This window comes from Thermomonas sp. S9, from assembly GCF_024704365.1.
In the GTDB taxonomy this organism is placed as follows: Bacteria; Pseudomonadota; Gammaproteobacteria; order Xanthomonadales; family Xanthomonadaceae; genus Thermomonas.
Window position 1 is genome coordinate 1,390,561 of the sequence record NZ_JAJDFY010000001.1, and the last position, 16,579, is coordinate 1,407,139.

Here is a 16,579-nt window from a genome sequence, read left to right on the forward strand (position 1 = left end):
CCGGTGGACGGCGCGAAGGGGAGCGCGCTGGAATGGGCACTGGCGCTGCTGCAGGCGCCGGGGGAGCGCCACCTGCTGCGGCAAAGGCCGTTGCCGGAGGGCGTGGACGTATTGCTGGGGATCGCCGCCGGCGCGACTCCGGATGTTTCGGCGCAGGCGGCCGCCGCTTTCGGCGAAAGCGAGGCGCGGCTGCGCGAGGCCGCGCAGTTCTATGCGCGCGAAATCCTGTTCTTCCCCGAGGCGGATGCGTATCGCATCCTCGGAGTGGCGGCGGATGCATCTTCCGATCGCATCAAGCTGCATCACCGGCTGCTGCAGTCGTGGCTGCATCCGGACCGCCCGCACAGCGAGGAAGATGCGGCCTTCGCGGCGCGGGTGAACGCCGCCTGGAACCGCCTGCGCAGCCCCGAGCGTCGGCGCGACTACGACCAGTCGCTGCGGCAGGACCGGGCCCAGGGCGCGTTCGACGGCGCCGCTCCGATGCCGGTGCCGGGATGGCGGCCACTGCCCGAGCCGGTCGCGGCCGAGATGCGCTGGCGCCGGCGGCTGCCGATCCTGGCCCTGCTGGCGCTGTGCGCGGTGCTGGCGGTGCTGGCGCTGCGCGATCTGGCCAGCAGCCCGGAGGCCTGGGAGGAGCCAGCGCCGGGCGCGCTGGCGCATGCCGCGGGGAGTCCTGACGATGCGGAGCTTGCGCTGAGCGTGCCGCACGGGCCGGCGCGCGGGGGAGTCGCGCGGAGCGGATGGCAGGACAACGGACAAACCGCTGCAGCCGGCTGCCCGCCCCGCGCCGCGCCGCGAGATGCGGGCGACGGCTGAGCGAACGCCCGCGCGGCCTGCGCCGACGGCGGTGGCCGGCGTCTCCAGCCCCGCGATGCCCAGGCCAGGCCGTTCCAAAGCCGAGATGGCCGCGGCGCGCGCGCCGGAGCCTGCGCCCTCCGGTGTGCGCGACATCACGATGCCCCGGTCTGCGGCGTCGGCCGCCGCCACGGCCCCGCCATCACCGCCTCCGCCGGTCGTGGCGAATGCCATGCAGTCTCCGCAACCGGCGTCGGTTGCTGCCATTGCCCCGGCCGCCGCGCAGTCCCCGATGCCGACACCGGCGGCCAGCGATGGCGGCGCTCCCGATTTCGCCCGTCTCCAGGCGGCGCGGCCAGACCGGCGAGCTGCTGCTGCGCTTCATGCAGTCGCCGGGGCGGGCCTCGCCCCCGATCTGGAACAGCCCGCGGATCGAGGATGAGGCCGAGCAGCTCGCGCCGCCGCCTGCATGCGGGTGGGCGTGTGCGCCTGCTGCCGGCGCAATGGCAGATCGGCAATGACAGCGCGGAGTTGGGTTCCGTCGTTGCGGTTGCCGGAACCACACCCGGCACGGGGCAGCTGCTGGCACACCTGCACTGGCGGGACGGCTACTGGCTGGTGACCGGCATTCGGCTGGAGGGAGCGCCATGAGTCCAACGGCGAAGAGTGCGAATGCAGCGATGCATCCGATGCCTGCCCCCGCATCGAACCCGGCATGGCGCAAGGCCGTGCGGTTGGTCCTCGTGGTCCTGGCCCTCTGGGCCGGCTGGCGGATCTACGGCCAGCTGCGTGCCGAACAGGCGGTCGCGGATGATGCCCCGGCACTGGCCTTGCAGTGGCGTCCGGAGTTTTCCGCGGCCCTGCTGGCGCAGGCCGAACGCCAGCTGGCCGCCGGTGATCTGCAGGCCGCGCAGGACAGCGCGCGCCGGGTGCTGGCGAATTCCCCGCTGCGTGGGCAGGCGTTCCGGATCCTGGCCCAGGTGGCCGAGCGTCGCGGCGATGCGGCGCAGGCGCTGCGTCTCTACCAGATCGCCTCACGGCGCGCTCCGCGCGACCTGCCCAGCCGTGCCTGGCTGGCCCAGCATTACCTGCAGCAGGGGCAATACCCCGCGGCGCTGGCGCAGATCGACAGCCTGCTGCGGATGTCGCCGACCCGCGCCGCTGCGATCAACCCGGTGCTGGTGCAGATGGCGCAGGAGCCGGCGTTCGCGGATGCGCTGGCGCACATGCTGGCCGGCAACCCGCCCTGGCGGGACGGCACCCTGGCCGCGCTGCGCCATCCCAAGATCGGCAACCCCGAAGCCGCCGGCCGCATCATGCAGGCCCTGCAGGCGCAAGGTGGCCTGAGCCAGGACGAATACGACCGCTGGCTGGACAGCCTGATGGCACAGGGGCGCTGGGGCGAGGCCTACGCGCGCTGGGCCAGCGGCGTGCCGAAGCCGGACGGGCGGCTGCCGCTGCTCTACAACGGCGATTTCCGCCAGCCGCCCTCGAACGCCGGATTCGATTGGCGCGTGAAGCGGGTCCCGGGCGTGCTGCTGGATTTCGTCCCGGACGCGGGCATCCGCGGGCAGGCGGCGTATCTGAATTTCCTCGACCGGCGCGTTCCGGAAGGCGGCCTCAGCCAGCCGCTGCTGCTGGGCCCGGGCCACTACCGGCTGGGCTTTCGCGCCCGGGCGACGGCCCTGCGCAGTGAAATGGGCCTGCAGTGGCAGGTGGTGTGTGCGGGGTCGGGCACGGTCCTGGCGCGCAGCGATCCGCTGCAGGGCAATATGGGCTGGACCGGCTTCCAGATGGAGTTTTCGGTGCCGCCGACCGGCTGCCCGGGACAGTGGCTGCGCCTGGTGAATCCGGTGCCCGCCGGCGCCGCGCAGCGGATCTCGGGCGAGCTGTGGTTGACCGGGTTCACGCTTCTGCCACAAACATGAACGTAAGCCCCGGAAAATCATCGGCTTGCAGGTTGCATCGACATATCAATGGTGCTAGCCTGCCGATGCAAGTTGCCCCCTGCTTCAAGGATGATCGCCATGACCAAGTTCGCCGCCGCCCTGATTGCCGCTTCCGTCGCGTTCGCTGCCCCGGCCTTCGCCCAGGAGCAGAACAACAGCATCGTCATCCAGATCAATGCCGGCTCGGCCATGACCAGCACCGGCGGCGACTACATGACCGCCAACAGCGGCCAGCCGGTCGCGGTGGGCGAAAAGGTGATGGTCAACGCCGGTTCCGCCGCCACCCTGGTCTACAGGAACGGCTGCAAGATGGAACTGCGCCAGCCGGGCGTGTACACCGTGCCGGCGGACTGCAAGGTGGCGGGCTGGACGAATAATGGCACTGCGTCTGGTGCCAATGCCGCGATCATCGCCGGCGCGGCCGCGCTCGGAGCCGCCGTTCTGGTCAACGAGAAAGACGTGAAGGTCGGTCCGCTGAGCGCCAGCATCCGTCACTTCTGATCCTCCCGCGTATCGCGTGTTTCCGCAGGGCAGGCCGAGAGACCTGCCCTGCGGCATTCTGGGGTGCTGACTGTCGCCAATCCCGCGGCCTGCCGGATATGCTTGGACGATGATGATCGAGCGCGCCCGCCGTTTCCTGCTTCCCGCCGTGTCGATCCTGCTGCTGGCCTGCTGGCTGGGCGGCGGCGTCACCGTGGACGACACCGGTATCGACTTGGGCCTGCAGTTGCTGGCGCTGCCGGTGCTGCTGCTGGCGGCCTGGTTGCTGCTGGCGGACGGGGCATCGCGCTGGGTGCAGGCAGGCATCGTGATCGCACTGCTGATCGTGCTGGTGCCGCTGGTGCAGCTGCTGCCGATCCCGATGGCGCTCTGGCAACTGCCGCCGGCACGGCAGATGCTGGCAGCGGATCTTGCCGTGGCCGGCGTGCAGGTCAACCCGCACTGGAGCCTGACGCCCGCGGCCACCGAGCGCGGGCTGTGGGCATTGCTGCCGGCGCTGGCGGCGTTTCTTGGCGCGTGTGCGCTCCAGCCGCGCGAGCGCCGCCTGCTCGTGCTGGCGATCCTGGGACTGGTCGTCTTCAATGTGTTTTTCGCGTTCTTCCAGGCCGGGCTGCCGCCGGACAGCCCGCTGCGGCTGTACCAGGATTTCAGCAACGGCTTCGGCGGGCTGCTGGTGAACACCAACCACCAGGCCACGGCCTGCATCATCGGCATGGTGCTGGCGCTCGGCCTGGCCGCCGAGGCGCGCCTGCGCGAGGCCCGCGGCGAGGTCCGTCCGCGCCACCACTGGCGCTACCTCGGGCTGGCGGTGTTCCTGCTGCTGATGGTGCCGCTGGCGACCTCGCGCGCCGGCATGGTGATCGTGCTGCCGGCCTTCGCGGTGGCGCTGCTGCTGACCGGGCTGCTGCGGCCACGCAGGATCCTGCGCAGCCGGCGCATGGCGGCGATCGCGCTGGTCGTGCTGGTGCTGGCGGTGGTCGGCATCCGCGCCGGCATCGGCTGGATGGGTGTGGACCAGGTGGACGAAATGCGCCACGAGATGGCCGCCGCCGCGTTGGCCATCGGCCAGGCCGAGGCCCCGCTGGGCAGCGGTGTCGGCAGCTTCGTGCCCGCGTTCGAGCAGGCCGCGCCGCTGGCGCTGAAGCTGCCGCAGTACATCAATCACGCGCACAACGAATTCGCCCAGTGGTGGATGACCAGCGGCTGGCTGGGGATGCTGGCGCTGGCCGCGGTGATCGGGCTGCTGCTGGCGGCCGGTTGGCGCGTGCTGCGCAGCGAGGGCCGCCAGGCGGTGCTGGCGGCGGCCTGCTGGGCCGCGCTGGTCGCGGTGCTGGCGCATTCGTGGGTGGACTACCCGCTGCGCACGCTCACCCTGATGGCTACCTGCGGCGCGCTGGCGGGGGTGATGCTGGCGGCGGTAGGCGACGCGCGTGTACGCCTGCGCGGCCGGCCGCGCACCGTTGCGCCCGTCTCCGGGGACCCAGGCACGGCCGCCGAAGCCTGAGCACCTCGCCCCCGGCTTGCTTCCGTGGCCTGCACGGAGTAACTTGCGGTGGCGTTCAATCCGTGAACACCGCTACCGATGTCGATCCAGCCCGATGAACTGCAGGTGGCGATCCTGCGCCGGCTGCAGGCCGCGCCGCAGGCCAGCCAGCGCGAACTGGCGCGCGCAACCGGGGTGTCGCTCGGCAAGCTGAATTACGCGCTGCGCGCCCTGATCGAAAAGGGCTGGGTGAAAGCCGGCAATTTCAGCCGCAACCCCGACAAGCTGGGCTATGCCTACCTGCTCACGCCGCGCGGGATCGAGGCCAAGGCGCGCCTGACCCGCCAGTTCCTCGCCCGCAAGATGCGCGAATACGACCAGTTGCGCAGCGAGATCGAGCGCCTGCAGCACGAGGTCGCCGCCTCGGCGGAGCATCCGCCAACCGGAAAGCCGGGCTGATCGCCCCGCGGCAGGGCGTTATCACCGGCGCGCCAGAGCAACGCAGACCGAACACGGAACCAGGGGGACATCAGGGAATGCAACCACACACGGACGCGCGCATCGCCATCGTCGGCCTGGGCTACGTGGGCCTGCCGCTGGCGGTGGAATTCGGCAAGCAGTACCCCACCATCGGCTACGACATCAATCCCGCCCGCATCGCCGAGCTGAAGCAGGGCCGGGACAGCACGCGGGAAGTGGAGCCGGAGCTGCTGGCCCAGGCCACCCGGCTTTCCTTCACCGATGCGCTGGCCGACATCGCCGGCTGCAACGTCTATATCGTCACCGTGCCGACCCCGATCGACGCCGCCAAGCGGCCCGATCTCACGCCGCTGGTGAAGGCCAGCGAGGCCATCGGCCGCATCCTCAAGCCCGGCGATACCGTGGTCTACGAATCCACCGTGTATCCCGGCTGCACCGAGGAAGTCTGCGTCCCCATCCTCGAACGCGTCTCCGGCCTGCGCTTCAATGCCGATTTCTTCATCGGCTACAGCCCCGAGCGCATCAACCCCGGCGACAAGGCCCACCGCGTCACCACCATCAAGAAGGTGACTTCCGGCTCCACTCCGGCCACCGCGGATTTCGTGGACGCCCTCTACGCCAGCATCATCACCGCCGGCACCCACAAGGCGCCCAGCCTGAAGGTGGCGGAAGCCGCCAAGGTCATCGAGAACACCCAGCGCGACCTCAACATCGCGCTGGTCAACGACCTTGCCATCCTGTTCAACAAGCTGGGCATCGACACCCTGGACGTGCTGGAAGCCGCCGGCACCAAATGGAACTTCCTGCCGTTCCGCCCCGGCCTGGTGGGCGGCCACTGCATCAGCGTGGATCCGTATTACCTCACCCACAAGGCGCAGGAAGTGGGCCACCACCCGCAGGTGATCCTGGCCGGCCGCCGCACCAATGACGGCATGGGCCCCTACGTGGCCGACCAGGTCATCAAGCTGATGGTGCGCAAGGGCATCAACCCGGTGAATGCCCGCATCCTGATCCTGGGCCTGGCCTTCAAGGAAAACTGCCCCGACCTGCGCAATACCCGCGTGGTGGACATCGTGCAGGCCCTGCAGGGCTACAACGCCCGCGTGGACGTGCATGACCCGTGGGTGGATGCGGAGGAGGCCCGGCACGAATACGGCATCACGCCGATTGCCACGCCGGAGGCGGGGGCTTACGACGCCGTGGTGTTGGCCGTTGCCCATGACGAGTTCCGGCAGCTGGGCGGGCAGGGCGTGCGCGCCTTCTGCGGGCCGCAGGCGGGTGTGGTGTACGACGTGAAGGGCGTGTTGCCGCGGGGTGCGGTGGATGGGCGGCTGTAAAGTATGAACATCTCGGTCACTGGCAGCGTTGGCTATATCCCTATATCCAGACCCATCCGGTCATCTGTGGTCACCAGAAAAGCGATGCTGGAGTTTCACTGACGTGATTCGGCGCCTGCACTACCACCTTGCCGGAAACGGTTTGGGGGCCACGCTTCTTAAGTCAGTTGGCGGCGCTACTGGGGTGTCGATGCTTGGCATGGCCTTCACTTTTTTGCTTGGCTGGCAACTTGCCAGGGGGCTAGGGGCTGCGGGCTATGGAATATATGGCGTGGCGATGGCGGTCGTCTCGATGCTTGGGGTTCCTTCGCAATTTGGCTTGCCGCAATTGCTTACTCGCGAAGTGGCTGCTGCAAACGCGGTGCATGATTGGGGGCGTCTCAACGGTGTCGTCCGGTGGGCCTTGGTGCTGCCATTTGGTCTTCGATTGGAATTCTTGCCCTATTGATCGCCTGGCTGGTTACTGCCGGCCCCGGTTTGCAGTCGAGACTTGGCAATGCGTTATTGGTTGGGTCGTTGCTGGTGCCATTGATTGCATTCGGTGCGATGGCTGCGGCAATACTGAGAGGGTTGCTGAGGATTGTATACGCCCAGATGCTGGATGGACTGATGCGTCCGGCGTTGCATTCGGCTGTCCTGGTAGTGATTATTTTCTTCGGCATCACGTTGACTCCCGCAAAAGCCTTGGGGGGCGGGGGGTTTTGGCTGTTGCCATCGCTGTCGCCGTAGGCGGATTCCTCATCGCGCGCAGCATGCCCACAGCAGTCTATTCGGCAATTCCACAGATGACGCCGTCGCAATGGCGTTCTTCTGCCCTTCCGATGGCGCTAACGGAAGGTTTGCGCGTGGTGCAGGGGCAGGCGGCAATCCTGGTATTGAGTGCAATGGTGAGCATGGCCGATGTTGGGAAATTCCGGGTTGCAACGTCACTCATGACTCTGCTGGTATTGCCTATTAGCGTGATCAGTCTTGTTACCGGGCCGCATGTTTCGCGCTTGGCGGCGATTGGCGATAGGAGGCGTCTCCGTGTGATGCTGGTGTATTCAGCTCGCGGAATGGTCGCTTCCGTTGCGGTGTTGTTGCTTCCGTTTGTCCTTGCGGGCAACTGGTTGATCGAAAATATATTCGGCTTGGAATACGCTGGTGCCAACCGGATTTTCCTGATGCTCGCGATCGGGGTGCTTGCATATGCTTTATTCGGGGCTGGTGCTAATGCCTTGAATATGTTGGGGCATCAGAAGCATGTAACCCGCGCATCACTGATTTCGGTATTGGTGCTATGTTTGCTGTTGTGGCCTGCTATTGTTTTTTGGGGGAATCTTGGCGCAGCAGCAGCGGTTTCGATTGCATCGGCCTTGTGGGGTGTACTGCTATGGCAGGATATTCGGCGACTCGAGGCGATGGATATTGGGGCCTGGGCGGTGGCTGGCGGAGGCTCTTCACTTCCTCGGCGAGGGAAATAATGATGGAGCTGCACGTTGAGTGGGTGATGGATATCAAGCATGTCTTGCAGGGGCATAACGCCCGGCTGGGCACCTTTGATCTCAGGGTAAAAAGGAGAATATGCGGCACGAACTCGCAGATGCGCACGATCAAGCCCATCGGTTTCGTGGAAGCGAAGAGTGTCTGCTGGGTAAACAGCGCTCTGTGATCCGAGGCGTGAAGCATGTGCTGCCGCGCGCGGCGGTAGACGGGAGACTGTGACATGACCACCTGGCTCATCACCGGCGGCGCCGGTTTCATCGGCGGCAACTTCGTGCTGGAGGCGGTGCGGCGTGGGGTGCGCGTGGTGAATCTGGATGCGCTGACCTATGCCGGCAATCTGGACACGCTGGCGGAGGTTGCCCATGACCCGCACCATGTGTTCGTGCACGGCGACATCGGCGATCGCGCGCTGGTGGCGCGGCTGCTGGCGGAGCATCGTCCGGACGCGGTGCTGAACTTCGCCGCCGAAAGCCACGTGGACCGCTCCATCGACGGCCCGGCGGCCTTCATCCAGACCAACGTGGTGGGCACCCTGGCCCTGCTGGAGATGGTGCGCGATTACTGGAAGGCGCTGGAGGGCGAGGCGCGCGCGGCGTTCCGCTTCCTGCACGTCTCCACCGACGAGGTGTACGGCGCGCTGGGCGAGACCGGCGCGTTCACCGAGAACACGCCGTATGCGCCGAACTCGCCCTACGCCGCGTCCAAGGCCGCGTCCGACCACCTGGTGCGCGCCTTCCACCACACCTACGGGCTGCCCACGCTGGCCACCCACTGCAGCAACAACTACGGCCCGTACCAGTTTCCGGAGAAGCTCATCCCGCTGGTGATCGCCAGGGCGCTGGCCGGCGAACCGCTGCCGGTGTATGGCGATGGCCGCCAGGTGCGCGACTGGCTGCACGTGCACGACCACTGCGAGGCGATCTGCACCGTGCTGGCCAAAGGCCGGACGGGGCAGACCTACAACATCGGCGGCAATGCCGAGCGCGAGAACATCGCGGTCGTGCGCGCCATTTGCGCGCATCTGGATCGGCGTCGGCCGCGCGCGGATGGGCAGTCCTATGCCGCGCAGATCACCTTCGTGCAGGACCGCCCCGGGCATGACCGCCGCTATGCCATCGACGCCGGCAAAGCTGCGCCGCGAGCTGGGCTGGGTGCCGCGGCGCAGCTTCGAGCAGGGCCTGGCCGACACCGTGGACTGGTATCTGGCGCACCAGGACTGGGTGGCGCGGGTGCTGGACGGCTCTTACCGCCTGGAACGCATCGGGACCGCCGCATGAACGCACAGACGCCACGCCTGCGACGCAAGGGCATCATCCTGGCCGGCGGCTCCGGCACCCGGCTGTATCCCATTACCCAGGCGATCAGCAAGCAGCTGCTGCCGGTGTACGACAAACCGATGGTGTATTACCCGCTGGGCGTGCTGATGCTGGCCGGCCTGCGCGAGGTGCTCATCATCACCACTCCGCACGAGCAGGCCCTGTTCCAGCGCCTGCTGGGCGACGGCCGCCAGTGGGGCATGCGCCTGGAATACGCGGTGCAGCCGCGCCCGGACGGGCTGGCGCAGGCGCTGCTGATCGGCCGCGAGTTCCTGGCCGGCGCGCCCAGCTGCCTGGTGCTGGGTGACAACATCTTCCACGGCCAGGGCCTGACCGAGCTGCTGCGGCGCGCGGATGCCCGCAGCGAGGGCGCCACCGTGTTCGGCTACTGGGTGCACGACCCGCAGCGCTACGGCGTGGCCGAGTTCGATGCGCAGGGGCGGGTGATCGGGCTGGAGGAAAAACCGGCCCAGCCGAAATCCCACTACGCCGTGACCGGCCTGTATTTCTACGATGGCCGCGCCAGCGACTTCGCGGCGCAGCTGGCGCCTTCCGCGCGCGGTGAGCTGGAGATCACCGACCTCAACCGCCGCTACCTCGAGGACGGCAGCCTGCACCTGGAGACCCTGGGCCGCGGCTTCGCCTGGCTCGACACCGGTACCCACGAATCGCTGGTGGAGGCGGCGGCGTACATGGAAACCATCGAGAAACGCCAGGGCCTGCGCGTGTGCTGCCCGGAGGAAATCGCCTGGCGCAACGGCTGGATCGACGCCGCCGCGCTGCGCGAACTGGCGCGGCCGCTGGGGAAGAGCGGATATGGAGAGTATTTGCTGGGGTTGATCGGAAGCGGGGGATGACGGTGATTGAGTCATCATGGAACGCGCGGTGATTATGGGTTTCTACCATCAGACCGGTTGGGTTTGCCGTGGTGTTTGCAGGTAAATATGCCGGTTCCATTGCTATTGTTGTGATTGGGGGTGTAGGTTGAGTGACGCAATGACCGTGCGCGACAGAGTGAAATCTGTGACGCCAGAATTTATTCGCCGCATTTTGCGTTGTATTCTTAATTATGTTTGCCGGCTGGGGCGCTGGGTAATAATTCTCTGGCAAATTCGAGGCGCGAAAATTGCGGATGAGGGGGTGCTATGGGTGTCTGCTTTTGTGGCGCCCGTCACGTCATTGTCTAACTTGGGCGGATGGCAGGATCCTGTTCTGTTATGGGATGCAACTTTGAATGTCCAGGGTTTCGGCGTTTTTAGGGTTAGAGCGAGAACTGATGATCTCTGGCATGTGTTGCCCTGGCGTGAGCGCAGATTGTTTCGGGTGATCAGGAAATTTTTGGGGGAAGGAGATGTTTTTGTGGATGCTGGTGCAAACATAGGTGTTTTCTCTGTCTTGGCGTCTCTGATCGTAGGGGGGTGGAAGAGTTTTTGCGATCGAGATGATGCCGGACACTGCCCGCATTCTGAAGAGTCATCTCGACATGAATGGCTGCCGCAATGTTTCTGTGCTGGAATTTGCACTGTCAGATGCCGATGGTGAAAAAGTGACAGCGACTGTTCCGCGGGGGAAAGTATGGGCAGGCATCGATTGCCAGGTCACATGCGGATGCTGCAGAAACGGTTGATGTCACGACGGCTCGCCTGGATGGGCTGCTTTTGCATGTGCCGTCAATCAAAATGATGAAGGTCGATCTCGAGGGTGCGGAATTGGGCGCTTTTCAGGGTGGGATTGATGCGCTGGCAAAAACTTCTGCTGTAATCTATGAGGACAACAGCAGGGATCGCAATGTTTCTGCATCGCTGACTGCATTTTTGCAGGAGCAGGGCTTTCAGGTGCGAGAAATTGATGGGAATAACAGGCTTGCGGTCCGGGTGCTCGATGACCTTGGGCGTTGTCTGGCATGAAAAAGATTGCAATCCTTCTTCCCGACCTGCGCGGCGGTGGAGCCGAGCGGGTAATGGTCGATTTGGCGCAAGAATTCGCCAGCCTCGGCCACTCCGTCGAATTCGTCCTGATGCGGGCTACGGGGGAGTTCCTGCCCGAGGCGCAGCGGGATTTCGCAATCGTCGATCTGGCCGCGCCTCGCGCCCGAAACGCTACAGGCGCACTGATCCGCTATCTGCGCCGAAGACGGCCAGCGGCAGTGATCGCGGCCATGTGGCCCCTGACCGCGATCGCTCCGGTGGCAGCGCGGATGGCCGGGTTTCAAGGCAAGGTTCTGGCCAGTGAGCATGCGATCCTGTCGCGGCAATATGCGCCGTATGGCCGGTTTCACCGCCTTGCGCTGCGTGTCTTGGTCGCTTTGGGCTATCGCCTCGCCTCGGCACGGGCCGGTGTCTCTCGGGGAACGTGTGCCGATATGGCGGCCTTGTCATGGATGACTTCAGATCGGTTCGCGACGGTTCACAATCCTGTGCGCGCCGCCGTCATGCCATGCCGCGAGGCATTGAATGCGGCCGATGCACTCTGGGGGGCAAAGGGCACACGCATCCTGACCGTCGGCAGTCTGAAGCCGGTAAAGAATCACGCGCTACTTCTGCAGGCCTTTGCTGTCTTGCCGCGCTCCGAGGCGCGATTGATGCTGCTTGGTCAAGGGCAGGATGAGGTCGCTTTACGGGTGCTGGCTGCGGAGCTTGGAATCGCGGATCGGGTGATCTTTGCTGGCTTCCATCTCGATCCTTCCCCTTTCTATGCCACTGCGGATCTGTTCGTCCTGTCTTCAGACCATGAGGGTTTTGGCAACGTGATCGTCGAGGCGCTGTCCTTCGGCCTGCCGGTGGTTTCCACCGACTGTCCCTCCGGCCCTGCCGAAATTCTGCAGGGCGGGCGGTATGGGCATTTGGTGCCGGTGGGCGATGCGCAGGCCCTTGCGCACGCGATGGATGAGGCATTGGACACCCCCGCAGACCGCGCTGCCCTGATCCGCCGGGCCGCGGATTTCAAGCCGGAAATCGCGGCGCGCAAATATCTGGAACTGCTGGGGTTGGCATGACTCCGACTCTTTACCTTACCCGCAACGGACTGCTAGAGCCCCTCGGACAAAGCCAGGTTCTGGCCTATCTGCGCGGGCTTGCACGCGATTACCGGGTCACGCTGATCACCTATGAGAAAGACAATGACCGTACCGATGCCGCACGCATGGCGGCGATGCGCGCGGAATGTGAGCGGTTGGGTATCCGCTGGCTGCCGCAGCGGTTCCGGTCGTGGCCGAAGGTGATCGCTCCGGCACTGTCGATGCTGCGCATGGCGTGGCTTGCCTACCGTGAGATTCATACGCAGGGCGTGCGGCTGATCCATGCGCGCTCCTACATACCGGCGGCGGTGGCGCTGCTCGTCTCGCGCCTGACGGGCGTGCCCTTCATCTTCGACATGCGCGCGCTCTGGCCGGAGGAACTGATCACCGCGGGCCGGCTGCGGCGCGGGTCGCTGTTGCATCGTGTGATGGTGGCGGCCGAACGGGCTTGCCTGCGGCGCGCCGGAGCGGTTGTTTCTCTGACTCAGGCCGCCGTCGAGTATCTCGAGCGTACTTATCCGGCGGAAATGGCCGGGCAGAGGGTGGTCGTGATCCCCACCTGCGCCGATCTCGAGCGTTTCAAGCCCGCTCCAGCGCAGCCGGAACGGCGGGTGATCGGTTGCCTCGGTACCGTGCTGAGCGGCTGGTTCCGGCTGGACTGGCTGGCGGGGTTCCTCGCCGTCGCCGCCGCGCATGACCCCGAAGCGGTGTTTCAGATCACCACGCGGGATGATGCGGCGCAGGTGCGTGCTGCGCTTGATCCGGACGGCCGGCTGGGCGACCGCCTGCGCATTGCGCCCTCTGTGCCCGATCTGGTGCCGCAGGTGCTGCAGGCGCAGACGGCTTCGGTCATGTTTTTCACTGACGGTCTTGGCAAGTTGGGCAGTTCTCCTACGCGCATGGGCGAAATCCTGGGCTGTGGCCGGCCGGTGGTGGCCAATGAGGGGGTGGGGGATGCGGCCCGCATCATCCGCGAGCATCGTGTCGGCGTTCTGGTGCAAGGCCCTGAGCCCGCGGCGATGGCCGCTGCCTGGGGCGATCTGCAGGCGCTGCTTTGCGACCCGCAGCTTGCCGCCCGCTGTCGTGCGGCTGCGGAGCAGGTGTTTTCACTCGAGCCTGGAACGGTCGCCTACCAGCGCCTCTATGCCCAACTGACAGAAGAGGGCAGACCATGTGCGGGCTGACCGGGTTTTTCGACGGTTCGGCGCGGCCGGCTGCGGATCTGGTGGGTACGATCCGCCGGATGACGGCGGCCCTGATCCATCGTGGCCCCGATGCGGAGGGCATCTGGGTGGGAGATGGGGTTGCGCTGGGCCACCGACGGCTGTCGATCCTGGATCTCAGTCCGGCCGGGGCGCAGCCGATGCAATCCGCCTGCGGGCGCTATGTGTTCGCTTTCAATGGCGAAATCTACAACCACCTCGACCTGCGGCGGGAGTTGCAGGCGCAGGGCGCCGCGCCGGACTGGCGTGGCCATTCGGACACCGAGACACTGCTGGCGGCGATCGCCCACTGGGGGCTGGACGCTACCTTGCAGAGGGCGGCCGGCATGTTTGCCCTCGCCCTCTGGGACCGGCGGGAACGCTCCTTGTCACTCGCCCGTGATCGCATTGGCGAGAAGCCGCTCTACTGGGGTTGGGCGGGATCTGCGCTGGTGTTCGGTTCGAGCCTCGCGGCCTTGCGGCAGCATCCAGAGTGCCCGCACGCAGTCTGCCCGCAGGCGCTGGCGCAATATCTGCGCTTTACCTATGTGCCTGCGCCGCGCAGCATCCACCCCGGCATCTACAAGCTGGAGCCGGGCTGCATCCTCACAGTCGCGGGTTGCCCGCCTGCCTCGCATCCGGCAGCGCCACTGCGGCCTGGCGATGCCTATGGGACGCTGTCGATCCGGCGCTACTGGTCCCTGAACGCGATGATCGAGGCGGGCGCGCAGGACATGCTCGACGATGAGGCGCAAGCGTTCGTGCAGGTCGAGGAGGCGCTGCATCAGGCCGTCCGTCGCCAGATGATCGCGGATGTGCCGCTCGGCGCGTTCTTGTCGGGTGGCATCGATAGTTCCCCGATCGTCGCGCTCATGCAGGCGCAATCGGCGCGCCCGGTCCGTACCTTCACCGCCGGGTTTGAGAACGCGGCGTTCAACGAGGCCCCGTTTGCCGCTGCGGTTGCCCGGCACCTGGGGACGGATCACACCGAACTCACCGTCACCGAAACCCAGGCCCGCGACATCATTCCGCTGCTGCCGGCGATGTATGACGAACCGTTTGCGGATTCCTCGCAGATCCCGACCCATCTGGTCTGCCGGGCTGCGCGGTCGCACGTGACCGTCGCCCTTTCCGGGGATGCGGGGGATGAGCTGTTTGGCGGCTACAACCGCTATTTCTGGGGGCCGCGCATCTGGAGCAAACTGCACTGGATGCCGCATGCCGTGCGGCGCGGAGTCGGGCGCGCGATCACCGCAGTCCCAATTGCGGCATGGGACAGGCTGGGAGTGCTGGCCGGGGGCAGCGTATCGCGACCGGGTGACAAGGCGCATCGGCTTGCCGAACGGTTGCGCAGCGTCAGGACGGTGGACGATCTCTACCGCAGCCTCGTATCGGAATGGCAGCCCGAGCGACTGGTGACCGGGCTGGATCTGGCGGTGCAAACCCTGCTGGACGATCCATTGCCCGCGGCAGTCGCCGATGATGCAGCCGCCCGGATGATGGCGCAGGATCTGCGGAGCTATCTGCCCGATGACATCCTGTGCAAGGTGGATCGCGCCGCCATGGCGATCAGCCTCGAGACCAGGGTTCCCTTTCTCGATCCCGAGGTGCTCGCCGTGTCTGCCCGCTTGCCGATGCGGATGAAGATTCGCGCTGGGAAAGGGAAATGGGTATTGCGGGAAATTCTGCATCGGCACGTCCCACGCGCACTGATCGAGCGGCCAAAGGCCGGTTTCGGCATTCCGGTTGGCGAATGGCTGCGTGGTCCGCTGCGCACCTGGGCCGAGGATCTGCTGTCAGAGGATGCGTTGCGGCGCAGCGGTCTGATCAACCCGGGCCCTGTCCGGCAGGCCTGGGCCGAACATTGCGCGGGCCGGCGCGACTGGACGCACCGGCTATGGAGCATCCTGGTGCTGCGGGCCTGGCAGGAACATTGGACATGAGGCTGCAAGCGCTGACGCGGTATGGTCGAATGGGGGCGTCGAGCCGGCTGCGGATGATGCAGTTCGCTCCGGCGCTGGCCAGGCATGGCATCGATGTCCGTTTCGATTGTCTGCTGGACGATCGTTATCTCGGTGGGCTTTACAGGGGCGCCTCTCGCTTCGATGCCGTTGTTCGCGCCTACACCCGGCGGTTGCGGGATGGGTTCCGGTCGCGGAATGCGGATGTGATCTGGCTTGAAAAAGAGGCACTGCCCTGGGTTCCGGCCTTCATCGAGGCGAAGCTGATTCCCGCGAGCGTGCCCATCGTCAGTGATTACGACGACGCGATTTTTCATCGTTACGACCAGCACGAAAGCGCCATCGTTCGCCGTCTCCTCGGGAAAAAGATCGACCAGGTGATGGCGCGTTCGGCGCTGGTGATGGCGGGCAATCGCTATCTGGCGGATCGGGCGTTGGCGGCCGGAGCGCAGCGTGTGGAGGTCATCCCGACCGTGGTCGATAGCGCTTCGTACCAGATGCGGCCTCAGGCGGATGCCCGCCAGCTGCCGGTGATCGGCTGGATCGGGACACCCAGCACCTGGAACGAATATATGGCCCCGATGCTGCCCTTGCTGACAGACGTGGCAGCAAGGCAGGGCGCCCGCCTGCTGGTCGTTGGCGCCGGACGTACCGTCGCGCCACATGCCCTGATCGATAGCCTGCCATGGTCGGAAGAGAGCGAGGTCGCGCGCATCCAGCAGATGGACATTGGCCTCATGCCCCTGACCGACACTCCCTGGGCACGGGGCAAATGCGGATACAAGCTGATTCAGTACATGGCCTGCGGTCTGCCAGTGGTCGCCTCGCCGGTCGGGGTCAACTGCGAGATCGTCGAGCACGGCGTCAACGGTTTTCTCGCCAGTACCGACGCGGAGTGGCGGGATGCGGTTGGAACATTGGCCGGCGATGCCGGCCTGCGCTTCCGCATGGGGGCGGCTGGGCGTCGCAGGGTGGAAACCCAATATTCACTCCAGGCCTGGGAGGATAGGATCGTGGAATTGCTTCGTGGCACAGCAGGGAAATGATCCTGTGG

18 protein-coding genes and 1 pseudogene are annotated in these 16,579 nt (G+C 66.1%); all 19 read left to right on the plus strand.

From position 1 onward, the window contains the following. The first annotated feature begins 3 nt into the window (after positions 1 to 3). The 19 genes and pseudogenes from LJB71_RS06890 (at position 4) to LJB71_RS06980 (ending at position 16,571) form a co-directional block, all read left to right on the plus strand. A complete protein-coding gene (locus LJB71_RS06890; protein ID WP_259303600.1) occupies positions 4 to 816 on the plus strand; it encodes a DnaJ domain-containing protein in 813 nt (270 codons plus the stop codon). A gap of 462 nt (positions 817 to 1,278) precedes the next feature. Then, positions 1,279 to 1,446: a hypothetical protein gene (locus tag LJB71_RS06895; RefSeq protein ID WP_259303601.1), complete on the plus strand. Its 168-nt coding sequence runs from the start codon at positions 1,279 to 1,281 to the stop codon at positions 1,444 to 1,446. 77 nt (positions 1,447 to 1,523) lie between these two features. Then, entirely contained in the window at positions 1,524 to 2,723 is a 1,200-nt protein-coding gene (locus LJB71_RS06900; RefSeq protein WP_259303602.1) for a tetratricopeptide repeat protein, read from the plus strand. A gap of 99 nt (positions 2,724 to 2,822) precedes the next feature. Beyond that, positions 2,823 to 3,245, plus strand: coding sequence for a hypothetical protein (locus tag LJB71_RS06905; RefSeq protein ID WP_259303603.1), 423 nt, complete (start codon positions 2,823 to 2,825; stop codon positions 3,243 to 3,245). Between the two features lie 109 nt (positions 3,246 to 3,354). Further along, positions 3,355 to 4,749 (plus strand): O-antigen ligase family protein, encoded by a 1,395-nt coding sequence (locus LJB71_RS06910; protein ID WP_259303604.1) that lies wholly within the window; start codon positions 3,355 to 3,357, stop codon positions 4,747 to 4,749. Between the two features lie 78 nt (positions 4,750 to 4,827). Beyond that, the gene (locus tag LJB71_RS06915) at positions 4,828 to 5,187 is read left to right on the plus strand and encodes a MarR family EPS-associated transcriptional regulator (RefSeq protein WP_259303605.1); all 360 of its coding nucleotides are present in this window, start codon (positions 4,828 to 4,830) and stop codon (positions 5,185 to 5,187) included. A gap of 77 nt (positions 5,188 to 5,264) precedes the next feature. Next, positions 5,265 to 6,545 carry a Vi polysaccharide biosynthesis UDP-N-acetylglucosamine C-6 dehydrogenase TviB gene (tviB, locus tag LJB71_RS06920; protein WP_259303606.1) on the plus strand — a complete coding sequence of 427 codons (1,281 nt, stop codon included), beginning with the start codon at positions 5,265 to 5,267 and terminating at the stop codon, positions 6,543 to 6,545. Between the two features lie 103 nt (positions 6,546 to 6,648). Next, entirely contained in the window at positions 6,649 to 6,993 is a 345-nt protein-coding gene (locus LJB71_RS06925) for an oligosaccharide flippase family protein (RefSeq protein WP_259303607.1), read from the plus strand. Then, positions 6,990 to 7,274, plus strand: coding sequence for a hypothetical protein (locus LJB71_RS06930; RefSeq protein ID WP_259303608.1), 285 nt, complete (start codon positions 6,990 to 6,992; stop codon positions 7,272 to 7,274). The genes LJB71_RS06925 and LJB71_RS06930 overlap by 4 nt, the downstream gene beginning before the upstream one ends. A gap of 23 nt (positions 7,275 to 7,297) precedes the next feature. Beyond that, positions 7,298 to 8,008: a lipopolysaccharide biosynthesis protein gene (locus LJB71_RS06935; protein ID WP_259303609.1), complete on the plus strand. Its 711-nt coding sequence runs from the start codon at positions 7,298 to 7,300 to the stop codon at positions 8,006 to 8,008. A 2-nt stretch (positions 8,009 to 8,010) separates the two neighbouring features. Further along, a complete protein-coding gene (locus LJB71_RS06940; protein WP_259303610.1) occupies positions 8,011 to 8,196 on the plus strand; it encodes a hypothetical protein in 186 nt (61 codons plus the stop codon). A 54-nt stretch (positions 8,197 to 8,250) separates the two neighbouring features. After that, positions 8,251 to 9,307, plus strand: a pseudogene (gene rfbB / locus LJB71_RS06945) (dTDP-glucose 4,6-dehydratase). After that, the gene (gene rfbA, locus LJB71_RS06950; RefSeq protein ID WP_259303611.1) at positions 9,304 to 10,203 is read left to right on the plus strand and encodes a glucose-1-phosphate thymidylyltransferase RfbA; all 900 of its coding nucleotides are present in this window, start codon (positions 9,304 to 9,306) and stop codon (positions 10,201 to 10,203) included. The pseudogene rfbB and the gene rfbA overlap by 4 nt, the downstream one beginning before the upstream one ends. 139 nt (positions 10,204 to 10,342) lie before the next feature. Next, positions 10,343 to 10,888: a hypothetical protein gene (locus LJB71_RS06955; protein WP_259303612.1), complete on the plus strand. Its 546-nt coding sequence runs from the start codon at positions 10,343 to 10,345 to the stop codon at positions 10,886 to 10,888. Between the two features lie 47 nt (positions 10,889 to 10,935). Beyond that, complete coding sequence (locus LJB71_RS06960; protein WP_259304756.1) at positions 10,936 to 11,253, plus strand: FkbM family methyltransferase; 318 nt, start codon at positions 10,936 to 10,938, stop codon at positions 11,251 to 11,253. Further along, complete coding sequence (locus LJB71_RS06965) at positions 11,250 to 12,341, plus strand: glycosyltransferase (protein WP_259303613.1); 1,092 nt, start codon at positions 11,250 to 11,252, stop codon at positions 12,339 to 12,341. The genes LJB71_RS06960 and LJB71_RS06965 overlap by 4 nt, the downstream gene beginning before the upstream one ends. Continuing rightward, the gene (locus LJB71_RS06970) at positions 12,338 to 13,546 is read left to right on the plus strand and encodes a glycosyltransferase family 4 protein (protein WP_259303614.1); all 1,209 of its coding nucleotides are present in this window, start codon (positions 12,338 to 12,340) and stop codon (positions 13,544 to 13,546) included. Before LJB71_RS06965 ends, LJB71_RS06970 begins: the two co-directional genes overlap by 4 nt. Next, entirely contained in the window at positions 13,534 to 15,507 is a 1,974-nt protein-coding gene (gene asnB / locus LJB71_RS06975) for an asparagine synthase (glutamine-hydrolyzing) (RefSeq protein WP_259303615.1), read from the plus strand. Before LJB71_RS06970 ends, asnB begins: the two co-directional genes overlap by 13 nt. Beyond that, on the plus strand, positions 15,504 to 16,571 hold the full coding sequence (locus tag LJB71_RS06980; RefSeq protein ID WP_259303616.1) for a glycosyltransferase family 4 protein: 1,068 nt from the start codon (positions 15,504 to 15,506) through the stop codon (positions 16,569 to 16,571). Before asnB ends, LJB71_RS06980 begins: the two co-directional genes overlap by 4 nt. Positions 16,572 to 16,579 lie beyond the last annotated feature (8 nt).

What these genes read in the sequence shown, in the direction of transcription:
- LJB71_RS06970 (WP_259303614.1), top strand. Translation starts at nt 12,338, where the DNA reads ATGACTCCGACTCTTTACCTTACCCGCAACGGACTGCTAGAGCCCCTC.
- LJB71_RS06915 (WP_259303605.1), top strand. Translation starts at nt 4,828, where the DNA reads ATGTCGATCCAGCCCGATGAACTGCAGGTGGCGATCCTGCGCCGGCTG.
- LJB71_RS06905 (WP_259303603.1), top strand. Translation starts at nt 2,823, where the DNA reads ATGACCAAGTTCGCCGCCGCCCTGATTGCCGCTTCCGTCGCGTTCGCT.
- rfbA (WP_259303611.1), top strand. Translation starts at nt 9,304, where the DNA reads ATGAACGCACAGACGCCACGCCTGCGACGCAAGGGCATCATCCTGGCC.
- LJB71_RS06965 (WP_259303613.1), top strand. Translation starts at nt 11,250, where the DNA reads ATGAAAAAGATTGCAATCCTTCTTCCCGACCTGCGCGGCGGTGGAGCC.
- tviB (WP_259303606.1), top strand. Translation starts at nt 5,265, where the DNA reads ATGCAACCACACACGGACGCGCGCATCGCCATCGTCGGCCTGGGCTAC.
- asnB (WP_259303615.1), top strand. Translation starts at nt 13,534, where the DNA reads ATGTGCGGGCTGACCGGGTTTTTCGACGGTTCGGCGCGGCCGGCTGCG.
- LJB71_RS06910 (WP_259303604.1), top strand. Translation starts at nt 3,355, where the DNA reads ATGATGATCGAGCGCGCCCGCCGTTTCCTGCTTCCCGCCGTGTCGATC.
- LJB71_RS06935 (WP_259303609.1), top strand. Translation starts at nt 7,298, where the DNA reads ATGCCCACAGCAGTCTATTCGGCAATTCCACAGATGACGCCGTCGCAA.
- LJB71_RS06940 (WP_259303610.1), top strand. Translation starts at nt 8,011, where the DNA reads ATGGAGCTGCACGTTGAGTGGGTGATGGATATCAAGCATGTCTTGCAG.
- LJB71_RS06955 (WP_259303612.1), top strand. Translation starts at nt 10,343, where the DNA reads ATGACCGTGCGCGACAGAGTGAAATCTGTGACGCCAGAATTTATTCGC.
- LJB71_RS06980 (WP_259303616.1), top strand. Translation starts at nt 15,504, where the DNA reads ATGAGGCTGCAAGCGCTGACGCGGTATGGTCGAATGGGGGCGTCGAGC.